The organism is Actinoplanes awajinensis subsp. mycoplanecinus (genome assembly GCF_001509495.1).
In the GTDB taxonomy this organism is placed as follows: domain Bacteria; phylum Actinomycetota; class Actinomycetes; order Mycobacteriales; family Micromonosporaceae; genus Actinoplanes; species Actinoplanes palleronii.
Map to the genome: position 1 here is coordinate 58420 of NZ_LLZH01000085.1, position 12485 is coordinate 70904.

Here is a 12485-nt window from a genome sequence, read left to right on the forward strand (position 1 = left end):
GCCCCCGTCCCGCCGGTCGTCGTTGGGCAGGCCGCTTGCGCCGAGGCGGGTCTCTCGCCCGGCAAGCCCTACTGGTTCGGGTGGGCCGCCGGTCCACCGAGACGAGCCGGGCCGCCACCGCGACCCGTGCCGAGGTGCTCTACACCGGGTCGGAGCCTGGGTTGATCCGTACCCTCCCCGCCCCCGGAGTTCCACTGGACACCACCCCCGCCTTCGACGCCGTCCCGGCTGACGAGGAGTCGATCCCGGCGACCATCCCGTTGCTGCCGGGCGAGCCCACGATGGCTCGCCGGGTGCGCTTCGCCCTGGTCAACGCGTGCACCCTGAGCAGCCTCGGGCTCGGCCTGTTCGCCATCTTCCTGGCGATGGCCGGTCGTCCGCAGATCGCGGCCGCCTGCCTGATCGCCTGCGTGGCCTTCGACGGCCTGGACGGCGCGCTGGCTCGCAAGCTCGGTGTCGCCAGCCCGTTCGGCGCGCAGATGGACTCGCTGGCCGACATGTGCTCGTTCGGCCTGGCCGCGCCGGTCGTGGTCTACGCCTCGCTGGCCGGTCGGGTGCCGCCCGCGGCCGCCGCGGTGGCTGCCGCGCTGGTCGCCGGCTGTGCCGCGATCCGGCTGGCCCGCTTCAACGTGTCGCCGAAGGACGGTCGCTACTTCTCCGGCGTGCCGACCACGATGACCGCCGCGGTGCTCGCTCTGGCGGTGCTGATCGGTCTGCAGCCGCTGCCCGGGTTCGCGGTGCTGGCCGGTGTCGCGCTGCTGGCCTTCGCCATGGTGTCGAGCTTCCCGTACGCGAAGCTCGCCCGGATCATCAAGCTGCCGCCGTGGCTGTGGCTGCTGCCGGTCGTCGGTGCGCTGCAGGATGTGCGGATGACGTTCGTGATGGTCGTCGCGACGTACCTCGTCAGTGGCCCGATCATGTGGATGCGGGCCAAGCGCGCCTGATCCCCTGACCTGAGAAGGGGCCGTCTCCCGATGGGAGGCGGCCCCTTTTTTGCGCGATGGGCACGGTTGTGGGTGACGTCACGGTCCGTTCAGAAGCCCGAAACCCCTGGGTACGGCGTTGTGCGGCTGGATGTGCGGGACGTCACGGAAAGACCGTTTTGACCACGTACCGTGAGGGGTGTCGCAGTCTCCGCGGCCCTGGTGCCGGGAGAGGCCGCGGACCTCGGCGGACCGCGACCTCATCTCGGTGATCGTCGGATCAGCGCCAGCGGGCGATGATCGTGGAGCCGCCGACGACCCGCTCGTCGACGCTGACCAGTGCCTCGGCCTTGTCGGCCGGCAGGTAGACGTCGGTGCGCGAACCGAAACGGATCAGCCCGTAGCGCTCACCCTTGGCGAGCAGCGTGCCCACCGGTGCGCGCTGCACGATCCGCCGGGCGATCAGCCCGGTCCGCTGCGCCACCACGACCGTGCCGTTGTCGGTGTCCAGCACGGTGTAGGCGGCCACGTTGTGCTCGGCGGCGGCCGTCGCCGCGTTCGCGTAGCCACCCTCCTCGACGAAGTAGTCGGCCACCCGGCCGGCCACCGGCGTGCGGTTGACGTGCACGTCGAAGACGGAGAGGAAGACCGCGATGCGGAGGAACTCGCCCGGCCCGAACCGCTCGTCGTGCATCCGCTCGACCGAGAGCACCTTGCCGTCGGCGGCCGAGATCACGGCCGCCGGGTCGGTCGGCACGTCCCGCTCCGGGTCCCGGAAGAACGCCGCGACCGGGCCGGCGGCCAGCGCCGGGATCAGCCAGAGCTTGGACTTGGGCCGGGCCCGGCGGGCCAGCGCGGCCAGGCCGAGCGCGATGCCGGCGGCGGCGACGCCGTTCGAGTCGATGTGCATGGTCCGGGTGACCGGGACGCTGGACGGCCGGTAGGCCGGGGCCAGGCCGGCCGCGGTGGCCACGTCGGCCGGGGTGAACCGGAGCTTGTGCACGCGCAGCGGCGGCTGGTTGCGGACCACCAGGTCGGAGCCGACACCGAAGAGCGAGCCCTGCCGGAACAGCTCGGCCGCGGCACCCTGGGTGCGGCCCGGGCCGGCCGGGGTGGCGAGGCTGAGCACGGCGCCGTCGTTCAGGTGCTTGGTGAGCTTCTCGATCAGGCCGCGGGTGTCCTCGGCGGTGCCGGTCTGCGGCTCGCCGACGATCACCACGTCGGCGCCCTGGACCTCGTCCAGCGACTCGACGATCTTCACGCGGTCGGCCACCCAGCTGCCCAGGCCGGTGATGTGGCCGCGGAGCAGGTCGGCGCTGCTGTGCTCGCCGGCCACCAGGATCAGGGTGTCACCGGGCAGCAGTGCCTCGACGGCGGCCGCCACCACGGCGGAATAGTGGTCGGCGCCGATCAGCAGGGCGGTGGTGGCCGCGTTCTGCCGGGCGAACTCGGCGGTCAGGGCACGAGCGGCCCGGGCTCCCACGGCCGGAACGGGCGTGGCGGACACGTCGGGAAACTGGCTCATTCCGCGAGCATATTGCCCCGCCCACGAGCGGTGGCCCGTGGGCGGGGCATCGGTCACTTCTCCGGCTCTGCCTTCGCCTCGCGGCCGGCCGTGCCGTGCTCCTTGGTGAACCGCGCTCCGGGGTCCTCCAGCAGCTCCTGAACGATCGAGGCGTGCACCTCGGGCGACAGGTCGCCGGGGGTGGTCTCGACCCGTGCCTCGGCGGCGACCGGGAGCGGCTGCTGGTCACGGCGTCCGGAAGTGATCGCCCCGAGCAGGCCGATCACCCCGAACAGGATCAGGCCGCCGGCGACCGTCCAGCCCAGCGCGGGCAGGTGCAGGGTGATCACCGCGGAGAGTCCCCACCACGCCGCGATGAGCAGGAAGAGCAGGCCGAAGGTGAGCGAGACGCCATCCATCCGGTGCGGTTTCATCGGATCACCTCCAGGTTTCCGGTGTCCAGCCGCAGGTCGAGCTGGAGCTTGCCGCCGCCGGCGCCGTCCGCGCCGAGGTCGGTGACTGCCTGCGATTCCGCCGCGGAACCGCTGGTCTCCTGGCCGAACACCACGGCGCGGCCGCCGACCCGGACCGACGCGGTGGTGTCCACCGAGTCGGGCAGCAGCACCCGCAGCTGGCCGACCTTCATGGTGACCGCGGTGGTCTGGTCGGCGCCGGTGAAGTCGACGGCGCGCAGGTCCAGGGTGACGTTGCCGAGGGTGAACTCGTAGGAGTCGGCGACCTCGGCGAGGGTGGCCGGGCGGTACACGCTGTCCCGGAACTCACTGCCCCAGCGCTCGGTGCCGGTCGAGATCAGCAGACCGATCGTGGTCAGCAGGGCCAGGAAGATCAAACCGCGGGCCCGGCCGAACCAGGCGCCGAGCAGCAGGCCGAATCCGAGGGTGGCCAGCACGGCCGCGAAGTACGCGGAGACCGCCACGTTCAGCCCGGCCATGTCCAGCGCGGCCAGCACGCCGATCACCATGAGCGCGGCGAAGAAGGTCAGCCGGCCCAGGATCGAACGCTCCTTCGGCGGCTTGGGGGGTTTCGCCGGCTTCGGCGGTGTGGGCGGCGCCGGGTACGCACTGTTCCCGGCGAACGGCCCGTGCGGCGCGAACGGCGGGCGGTAGCCCGACTCGGTCGGCGGGGTCCAGCGCGGCGGCTCGTACGGCGGCGGGGTCGGCGGGGTCACCGGTTCGCCGGTCGGTGCGGAGGTGGCCGGCGCCGTGAACGCCATCGTCGGGTCCTCAGCCGCCGGGCCGGTCGCGCCGGCCGGGCCGGGCGGCGGTGGCGGCGGTGGCTGCGGGATGTGCGGAAAGATGCCCGCCGGCGCACCCCGCTTGATCAGCAGGAACGCGCCCACCAGGACCGCGGCCGCGAGCATGCTGGCCCGGGCGCCGTCGCTGACCACGAACGAGAACGTGAGCAGTGCGGCGCTGCCGAGCAGCACCACGGAGAGCGGGGTCATCCCGGAGTGGCCCTTGCCGAGCAGCGACTCCACCGGCGAGGCGGTGTCGCCCTCGGACGGGATGACCAGCCAGCCGATCAGGTAGAACAGCACGCCCGCGCCGCCGAGCACGCCGAGCACGGCCAGCAGCACGCGCCACAGCACCGGGTCGGTGTTGGTGCGCCGGGCCAGCGCGCCGCAGACGCCGGCGATGTACCGCCCCTCGCGGGGGCGGATCAGCTGCTGACGGGCGAACGCGGCGCCGGCGGCGGAGAGCCACGGCGGCACGTTCGCACCCGGCGGGGGCGGAGGCGGCGGCGGGTAGTCGGAGGTGGAAGGCGCCGGCCCACCCTCGGGACCGGCACCCGGGGTACGGGGTTCGGCAGCTTCGTCGTTCATGCCTTCGATCCTGTGCCCCGGCGGGCCCCAGCCGCCTCAGGATGTGACCCTGAGGCCACCCTGAGATCCTGAGCCGCCGTTACCGGGGAAGTTCCCCGTGGCCGCAGCCCGCCGCACGTGTGACGATCGGAGGGTGACAACCGCAGCCCCGCCGCAGCCCCGCCGGCTCGACCGCCCCCGCGAGCACCGCATCGTGGCCGGTGTCGCCGCCGGGCTGGCGCGCCATCTGGGGCTGCCGGTCATCGCGGTGCGCATCAGTCTCGTGGTCCTGCTCGGCTTCAACGCGCTCGGCCTGCTGCTCTACGCGGCCTACTGGGCAGTGCTGCCGCAGGAGGCCCGGGGCGAGGAGCCCCCGCCCCGGCGGGACCTTCTCGCGCTGCTCCCGTTCGCCGCGATCGGCCTGGGCGTGGTGCTGCTGCAGGCGCTGGTCTTCGGCGATCAGGTGCGCACCACGGTGGGCTGGATGATCGCGGTGGTCGCGGTCGGCGCCGGGGTGATCTGGCACCAGGCCGACCCGAGCCGCCGCGAGCAGTGGATCGACCCGAACGCGCCGACACCGTGGCTGGCCGCGATCGTCGGCGAGACCGACCGGCGCTCGTTCATGTTCCGCTTCGTCGGCGGCGGGGTGCTGGTCGCGGTCGGCGTGATCGGCGTGGTCGCGATCTACTCGCCGAACGACTCGTTCTCCTCGGTGCTGAACGGCCTGATCTTCGCGCTGGTCGGCCTGCTCGGCGTCGGTGTGGTGGTGGCGCCGCTGGTCTGGCGCACCTTCGGTCAGCTGCGCGCCGAGCGCGAGGGCCGGATCCGGGAGCAGGAGCGTGCCGAGGTGGCCGCGATGATCCACGACCAGGTGCTGCACACCCTGGCCCTGATCCAGCGCAACTCGGCCGACATCAAAGAGGTTCAGCGGCTCGCCCGCGGCCAGGAGCGCAGCCTGCGAAACTGGCTGTACAAACCCACCGCCTCGCCGACCGAGCGATTCGCGGCGGCGCTCGAGCAGGCGTCGGCCGAGGTCGAGGACACCTATGCGATAAGTGTCGAGACCGTCGTGGTCGGTGACACCCAGTGCGACGAGCGGGTCGCGGCTCTCGTTGCCGCGGCGCGCGAGGCGCTGGTCAACGCTGCCCGGCACGCCGGCGTGCAGACCGTCTCGCTCTACGCCGAGGTCGAACCGGACGAGTTGAGCGTGTTCGTCCGAGACCGGGGCGCGGGGTTCGAGTTGAGCGGTGTGGCGGAGACCCGGCACGGCGTCCGTGGTTCGATCATCGGGCGCATGCAGCGCCACGGCGGGCGCGCGGAGATCCGCAGCGCCGCCGGCAGCGGTACCGAGGTGCGTCTCACGCTTCCGGTCTCCCGGGAGAGCGTGACCGCCGGTAAGGAGTCAGCACGATGACCGAGCCCGTTACCCAGTCCAGCAGCCGGCTGACCGTTTTCCTGGTCGACGACCATGCGATGTTCCGCGCCGGCGTGCGTGCCGAGCTGGGCCAGCACGTCGAGGTGGTGGGCGAGGCGAGCACGGTGGCCGAGGCGATCAGCCGGATCGGCGCGATCCAGCCCGACGTCGTGCTGCTCGACGTGCACATGCCGGACGGCGGCGGGCGCGCGGTGCTGGAGGCGATCCGGCGGACCCATCCGCAGGTCAAGTTCCTGGCGCTCTCCGTCTCGGACGCGGCCGAGGACGTGATCGGCCTGATCCGGGCCGGCGCCCGGGGGTATGTCACCAAGACCATCTCGCCGGACGAGCTGGCCGCCGCGGTGCGCCGGGTGGCCGACGGCGACGCGGTGTTCAGCCCGCGGCTCGCCGGGTTCGTGCTCGACGCGTTCGCCTCCCGGCCCGACGTGCCGGTCGCCGACCCCGAGCTCGATCAGCTCACTAACCGGGAGCGCGAAGTGCTGCGGCTGCTCGCGCGGGGGTATGCGTACAAAGAGATCGCCAAGGAGCTTTTCATCTCGATCAAGACGGTTGAGACGCACGTGTCCAATGTGCTGCGAAAGCTCCAGATGAGTAACCGTTACGAGTTGTCACGGTGGGCGGCTGACCGTCGGCTCGTCTGACCCGTGATCAACCGAGCGTCACCGAACGCCACACGGACGCCTGCGCTCGGTGTACGTTTGGCCACTGCGGGGAGTACTCCCAGCTCAGGCCCGCCAGATCGTCCGAAAGGACGATCTTTGGGAGTGCGTACGGACGTAAACGGCTAATATCGGCTTGATAACGGCGCTCATTGGTTTCCGTGCCCCTGTGTCACAGTGGCAGCTACTCACACAACCCCTCGTGAGCGCCCCTGAAGGAGACACTCCCATGCCTGGGAAAACCCCATGGAAGATGGCGGCCGGCGCGACCGCCATCGCCTTGTTGGCCGCTGGTTGCGGTGGCGGCGGGTCTGACGACTCGTCGTCCACTTCGAACACGGTCGTGATCGGTATTGGCGAACCGCAGCACCTCATCCCGTCGAACGCCACCGAGTCGAACGGCGCCGAGGTTCTGGCCTCGCTGTTCTACCCGCTCGTCGACTTCGACGCCCAGAACAACCCGAACCCGGTCGCCGCCGAGTCGATCACGCCGGACAAGGCCAACACCGTCTGGACGATCAAGCTGAAGTCTGGCTTCACGTTCAGTAACGGCGAGCCGGTCACCTCGGACAACTACATCAACGCCTGGAACTACGGCGCGTACGGTCCGAACGCTCAGGGTGCGTCGTACTTCTTCGACAAGATCAAGGGCTACGCGGACCTTCAGTCGAAGGACCCGGACGGCGAGGAGGGCCCGCAGAAGGCCCCCGAGCCCAAGGCGAAGACCCTGACCGGTCTGGCCAAGGTCGACGACACCACCTTCACCGTCACCCTCTCGGCGCCGTTCGCCGGCTGGGAGTCGGTCATGGGTTACACCGCCTTCTTCCCGCTGCCGAAGGCCGCCTGGAAGTCCGACGGCGTCATCGCCGACGGCTTCGAGGACGCCATCATCGGCAACGGTCCCTTCAAGCTGAAGGGCAAGTGGGAGCACGACTCCCAGCTGGTCGTGGAGAAGGTCGCCGACTTCAAGGGCACCGCTCCGAAGGTTGACGGCATCACCTGGAAGATCTACCAGGACCAGCAGGCCGAGTACGCCGACCTGGTTGCCAACAACGTGGACGTTCAGACCACCATCCCGATCGAGAGCCTGGCCAAGGCTTCTGCCGACCTGGGTGACCGGTTCAAGAAGAGCCCGAACTCCACCTTCCAGTTCGTCGGTTTCCCGACGTTCCAGAAGGAGTACCAGAACGTCGACGTCCGCCGGGCGATCTCGATGGCGATCAACCGCCAGGAGATCACCGACCAGATCTTCCTCGGTTCGCAGTCGCCGGCCACCTCGTTCGTCTCCCCGGTCGTCGCGGGTTACCGCCCCAACACCTGTGGCGAGAACTGCGAGTACAACCCGACCAAGGCCAAGGAGCTCTACGAGGCGGCCAAGGGTCCCAAGGAAATCAAGATCACGTACAACGTCGACGGCAACCACAAGGCGTGGGTGGACGCGACGTGCAACCAGATCAAGGCTTCCCTGGGCATCAACTGCGTCGGTGGCGAGGAGCCCAAGTTCGCCGACCTGCTGACCAAGGTTGAGAAGCACCAGCCGGTCGGCCTGATCCGCCTCGGCTGGATCATGGACTACCCGCTGATGGAGAACTACCTCGGCCCGCTGTACAGCACCGACGGTTCCTCCAACTACTACGGGTACAGCAACGCCACCTTCGACAACCTGGTCAAGGAGGGCTCCGCGGCGGCTACGCCGGAGGAGGCCATCAAGAAGTGGCAGGCGGCCGAGGACATCCTCGCCAAGGAGATGCCGGTCATCCCGCTGCGTAACGGCCAGAACGTGTTCGGTTACTCCGAGAAGGTGTCCAACGTGACCCTGGACCTCTTCTCGAAGGTCGACATCTACAAGATCGAAGTTGTCAGCTGATCTGACTGCTAGACCGGTGGTGGCGTCACGGAGAATATGAAACCGTGGCGCCACCACTGTGTTACCCCAACCTCATCGTCGCCGTGCTCACGAGGCCGGCGCTCTTCCGCGGAAGAGGCTAAACCCGTATGTTCCGCTATATCGTGCGGCGCTTACTACAGATGGTCCTGACGTTCTTCGGGGCCACCTTCCTGGTATACGCGCTGATGTTCGCCAACCAGAAAGACCCGATCCAGGCACTGGTGGGCGAACGACCCGTCTCCGAGAGTCAGCGCATCGCGCTGACCGAGCGGTACCACCTGGATGAAGGTTTCTTCATGCAGTACTGGTACTACATGAAGGGGGTGCTGACCGGCGATTTCGGCACCTCGATGACCGGCCGCAAGATCTACGACATGATGTCCGACGCCTGGCCGGTCACCTTCCGGCTCGCGATCATCGCGATTGTCATCGCCGCCGCCTTCTCCGTCACCGCCGGTGTGTACTCCGCGATCAAGCGGGGTGGCATCTTCGACAACTCCACCCTGCTGATCACGCTCGTGCTGCTCGCCATGCCGATCGTCGTCATCGCCCCCCTGGCTCAGCTGATCTTCGGCATCCAGCTCGGTTGGTTCGCTCCTACCGCAACACGGGACGCGACCTTCTATCAACTGCTTTTACCGGCGATCGTGCTCGCATGCATCGTGATCGCGCCGGAGATGCGGGTGACCCGAACCTCGGTGGTGGAGAACCTGCGCGCCGACTACGTGCGGACGGCGCGGGCCAAGGGCCTGACCCGGATGCGCGTCATCTGGGTGCACGTCCTGCGCAACTCGCTGATCCCCGTGGTCACGCTGATCGGCGTGGACCTGGGCGGCCTGCTGGCCGGGGCCATCGTCACCGAGCACGTCTTCAACATCCCCGGCGTCGGCTTCAACCTGGCCCGTGCGATCAACACCGAGGACGGCCCGCTCGTGGTCGGTTTCGTGAGCATCTTGGTGATCCTGTTCCTGTTCATCAACCTGCTCGTCGACCTGCTGTACGCCGCCCTCGACCCCAGGATCCGCTATGAGTGACTTGAACACCGTGACCGCGGCCGAGGCGCCGGGCGGTCAGCCGAACGTTCCGCACGGCCGGGTCAAGCGGGACAAGCCGCGCAGCCTGGCCGGCGACGCCTGGAACGATCTGCGCAAGCGCAAGATGTTCTGGGTGGCCATCGTGATGGTGGCGGCGATCCTGGTGATGGCGATCTTCCCGACGCTGTTCACCTCCGCCGACCCGTCGCAGTGCGCGCTGTCCAACCAGTTCAAGGGCCCGGCCGGCAACGCCCTGTTCGGGTACGACTTCCAGGGTTGCGACATCTACGCCAAGGTCGTCAACGGCGCCTGGAACTCGATCAAGGTCGGTGTGCTCTCCACGCTGCTCTCCGGCGTGATCGGCCTGCTCTTCGGGCTCGCCGCGGGTTACTTCGGCGGCTGGGTGGACGCGATCCTGTCCCGGTTCGTCGACATCATGCTCGGCGTCCCGTTCCTGCTGGCCGGCATCGTGCTGTCCCGCCGGCTCGGTGGCGACCCGAAGTCGGACGGCGTTCTCGCGGTCACCCTGACGCTGGGCCTGCTGAGCTGGACCTCCGGCGCGCGCGTCATGCGGTCCGCGGTCATCTCGGCGAAGCAGCAGGACTACGTGGCGGCGGCCCGGATGCTCGGCGCCACCCCGGGACGTCTGATGCTGCGGCACATCCTGCCGAACTCCATCGCGTCGTACATCGTGCTGCTGACCCTGCTCCTGGGCATCAACATCTCCAGCGAGGCGACCCTGTCGTTCCTCGGCGTCGGTTTGAAGAACGGCGCGATCAGCTGGGGCATCATGATCTCCGAGGGCACGCAGTTCGCCCGGAGCGAGCCGTGGCCGCTGGTCTGGCCGGCGCTGTTCCTCGGCGTGACGGTGCTCGCCTTCATCATGCTCGGCGACGCCGTCCGCGACGCCTTCGACCCGAAGTTGCGGTGACCCTGTGACTGATATTTCGGCGCAAATGGATGTCCTACCGGGCATCGACCCGCGCGCACCCCTGCTCGACGTGACGAACCTGCACGTCGAGTTCCGCACACAGTACGGCGTGGCCAAGGCCGTCAACGGCGCCAACTTCCGGCTCGCCCCGGGCGAGACCCTCGCCATCCTGGGTGAGTCCGGCTGTGGCAAGTCGGTGACCGCGCAGGCGATCATGGGCATTCTGGACACGCCGCCCGGTTACGTCACGCAGGGCGAGATCCGCTACCGCGGTGTCGACCTGCTGAAGCTGACCGAGGAGAAGCGTCGCAAGGTCCGGGCCAACCGGATCGCGATGATTTTCCAGGACGCGCTCTCCTCGCTGAACCCGGTCTACACGGTCGGTTTCCAGCTCGGCGAGCTGTTCCGCAAACACCGCGGAATGTCCCGTGCGGATGCCAAGAAGCGCTCGATCGACCTGCTCGAGCAGGTGAAGATCCCGGCGGCCCGGACCCGCGTCGACGACTACCCGCACCAGTTCTCGGGTGGTATGCGGCAGCGCGTCATGATCGCCATGGCGCTGGCGCTCGACCCGGAGGTGCTGATCGCCGACGAGCCGACCACGGCTCTCGACGTCACGGTGCAGGCGCAGATCATGGGCCTGCTCGCCGACCTGCAGCAGCAGCGCAACATGGGCCTCATCCTGATCACGCACGACATGGGCGTGGTCGCGGACGTGGCCGACCGGATCTCGGTCATGTACGCGGGCAAGGTCGTCGAAGAGGCGGGCATCTACGACATCTACGCCCGCCCGGCGCACCCGTACACCAAGGCACTTCTCGAGTCGATCCCCCGGCTCGACATGAAGGGGCAGCAGCTCAGCGTCATCCAGGGCCTGCCGCCGCTGCTGACCGACGTCCCGAAGGGCTGCGCGTTCAACCCGCGCTGCCGCTACGCCCGGGACGCCTGCCGGCAGGACCCGGCGCCGCCGGCGTACGCCGTCGCACCGAACCGCACGGCCCGTTGCCACTTCTTCCGGGAGGTCATCGGTGAGTGACGTAGTCCTCGAGACCAAAGGTCTGGTCAAGCACTTCCCGATCACCCAGGGCATCCTGCTGAAGAGCAAGGTCGGCGCGGTCCGCGCCGTCGACGGTGTCGACCTCCAGCTGCACCGGGGCGAGACGCTCGGCGTGGTCGGCGAGTCCGGCTGCGGCAAGTCGACCCTGGCCAAGCTGCTCGTCGGCTTGGAGAAGCCGACCGCCGGCTCGATCAACGTCCGCGGTCAGGACATGGTCAAGCTGCGGGGTTCGGCCCTGCGCCGGGCCCGCCGCAACATCCAGATGGTGCTGCAGGACCCGTACACGTCGCTGAACCCGCGCATGACGGTCGGCGACATCATCGGGGAGCCGTTCGCGATCCACCCGGAGGTCGTCCCGAAGGAGGGCCGGCAGCGCGCGGTGCAGGACCTGTTGGACACGGTCGGTCTCAACCCCGACCACATCAACCGGTACCCGCACCAGTTCTCCGGCGGCCAGCGTCAGCGCATCGGCATCGCCCGTGCGCTCGCGCTCAAGCCCGAGATCATCGTCTGTGACGAGCCGGTGTCGGCGCTCGACGTGTCCATCCAGGCCCAGGTGATCAACCTGCTGGAGCGGCTGCAGAAAGAGTTCGGCCTGTCGTACATCTTCATCGCGCACGACCTGTCGGTGGTCCGGCACATCTCCAACCGGGTCGCCGTGATGTACCTCGGCAAGGTCATCGAGACCGGTCACGACCAGGCGATCTACGAGCAGCCCACGCACCCGTACACGCAGGCGCTGCTCTCCGCCGTACCGGTCCCGGACCCGCGCCTGCGCGGTCACCGTGACCAGATCGTCCTGGAGGGCGACGTCCCGTCACCGGCGAACCCGCCGTCGGGTTGCCGTTTCCGCACCCGGTGCTGGAAGGCCACCGAGGTCTGCGCTCAGCAGGAGCCTCTGCTGCAGATCCGGGAGCGTTCCCCGCACCCCAGCGCGTGCCACTTCGCGGAGATCCGCGACGTAGTGCGAGGTCGCTGACCCACGGGCAGCAAGGCCGGGCCGGAGCGATCCGACCCGGCCTTCACCATGTCCGCGACGTTTTCCAAGATCAAATTCAAGAGCTTTTTGTCGTGCGTCCGCTGTGGTCCGGATCGTCGCTCCCGCCGGGACCCCTGCGGGCTTCGCTGGCCGCTACGCGTCCAAAACGCAAAGCCCTCCGGGGCGACGCCCGTGGGTGGTCACGGAAAACCCGTGTGTGGAGTTTGGGTGCGGAGCGCGCCGAAACTTCACA

At 69.0% G+C, this 12485-nt stretch carries 11 protein-coding genes; 8 read left to right on the top strand and 3 right to left on the bottom strand.

Annotated elements, in window-relative coordinates; translation table 11 throughout:
- The first annotated feature begins 35 nt into the window (after positions 1–35).
- On the top strand, positions 36–944 hold the full coding sequence (locus ADL15_RS12155) for a CDP-alcohol phosphatidyltransferase family protein (RefSeq protein WP_083971174.1): 909 nt from the start codon (positions 36–38) through the stop codon (positions 942–944).
- Positions 945–1203: 259 nt separating this feature from the next.
- On the opposite strand, the gene ADL15_RS12160 is transcribed toward ADL15_RS12155, so the two are convergent.
- From ADL15_RS12160 to ADL15_RS12170, 3 genes are read right to left on the bottom strand one after another with little or no spacing between them, the layout of a single operon-like run.
- Positions 1204–2448 carry a phosphatidylserine decarboxylase gene (locus ADL15_RS12160; protein ID WP_067688549.1) on the bottom strand — a complete coding sequence of 415 codons (1245 nt, stop codon included), beginning with the start codon at positions 2446–2448 and terminating at the stop codon, positions 1204–1206.
- A gap of 53 nt (positions 2449–2501) precedes the next feature.
- The gene (locus ADL15_RS12165; RefSeq protein ID WP_067688552.1) at positions 2502–2861 is read right to left on the bottom strand and encodes a hypothetical protein; all 360 of its coding nucleotides are present in this window, start codon (positions 2859–2861) and stop codon (positions 2502–2504) included.
- Positions 2858–4270, bottom strand: a complete 1413-nt coding sequence (locus ADL15_RS12170; RefSeq protein WP_067688555.1) for a PspC domain-containing protein — start codon at positions 4268–4270, stop codon at positions 2858–2860. The genes ADL15_RS12165 and ADL15_RS12170 overlap by 4 nt, the downstream gene beginning before the upstream one ends.
- A gap of 133 nt (positions 4271–4403) precedes the next feature.
- Between ADL15_RS12170 and ADL15_RS12175 the strand changes: the two genes are divergently transcribed.
- From ADL15_RS12175 to ADL15_RS12205, 7 genes are all read left to right on the top strand, one after another.
- On the top strand, positions 4404–5663 hold the full coding sequence (locus ADL15_RS12175) for a PspC domain-containing protein (protein ID WP_067688559.1): 1260 nt from the start codon (positions 4404–4406) through the stop codon (positions 5661–5663).
- Positions 5660–6325: a response regulator gene (locus ADL15_RS12180; protein ID WP_067688562.1), complete on the top strand. Its 666-nt coding sequence runs from the start codon at positions 5660–5662 to the stop codon at positions 6323–6325. The genes ADL15_RS12175 and ADL15_RS12180 overlap by 4 nt, the downstream gene beginning before the upstream one ends.
- A gap of 247 nt (positions 6326–6572) precedes the next feature.
- Complete coding sequence (locus ADL15_RS12185) at positions 6573–8210, top strand: peptide ABC transporter substrate-binding protein (RefSeq protein WP_067688565.1); 1638 nt, start codon at positions 6573–6575, stop codon at positions 8208–8210.
- 128 nt (positions 8211–8338) lie between these two features.
- The gene (locus ADL15_RS12190; protein WP_067688568.1) at positions 8339–9265 is read left to right on the top strand and encodes an ABC transporter permease; all 927 of its coding nucleotides are present in this window, start codon (positions 8339–8341) and stop codon (positions 9263–9265) included.
- On the top strand, positions 9258–10196 hold the full coding sequence (locus tag ADL15_RS12195; RefSeq protein ID WP_067688571.1) for an ABC transporter permease: 939 nt from the start codon (positions 9258–9260) through the stop codon (positions 10194–10196). The genes ADL15_RS12190 and ADL15_RS12195 overlap by 8 nt, the downstream gene beginning before the upstream one ends.
- Before the next feature lie 25 nt (positions 10197–10221).
- Positions 10222–11232, top strand: a complete 1011-nt coding sequence (locus ADL15_RS12200; RefSeq protein ID WP_067688573.1) for an ABC transporter ATP-binding protein — start codon at positions 10222–10224, stop codon at positions 11230–11232.
- Complete coding sequence (locus ADL15_RS12205; protein ID WP_067688576.1) at positions 11225–12232, top strand: ABC transporter ATP-binding protein; 1008 nt, start codon at positions 11225–11227, stop codon at positions 12230–12232. Before ADL15_RS12200 ends, ADL15_RS12205 begins: the two co-directional genes overlap by 8 nt.
- Positions 12233–12485 lie beyond the last annotated feature (253 nt).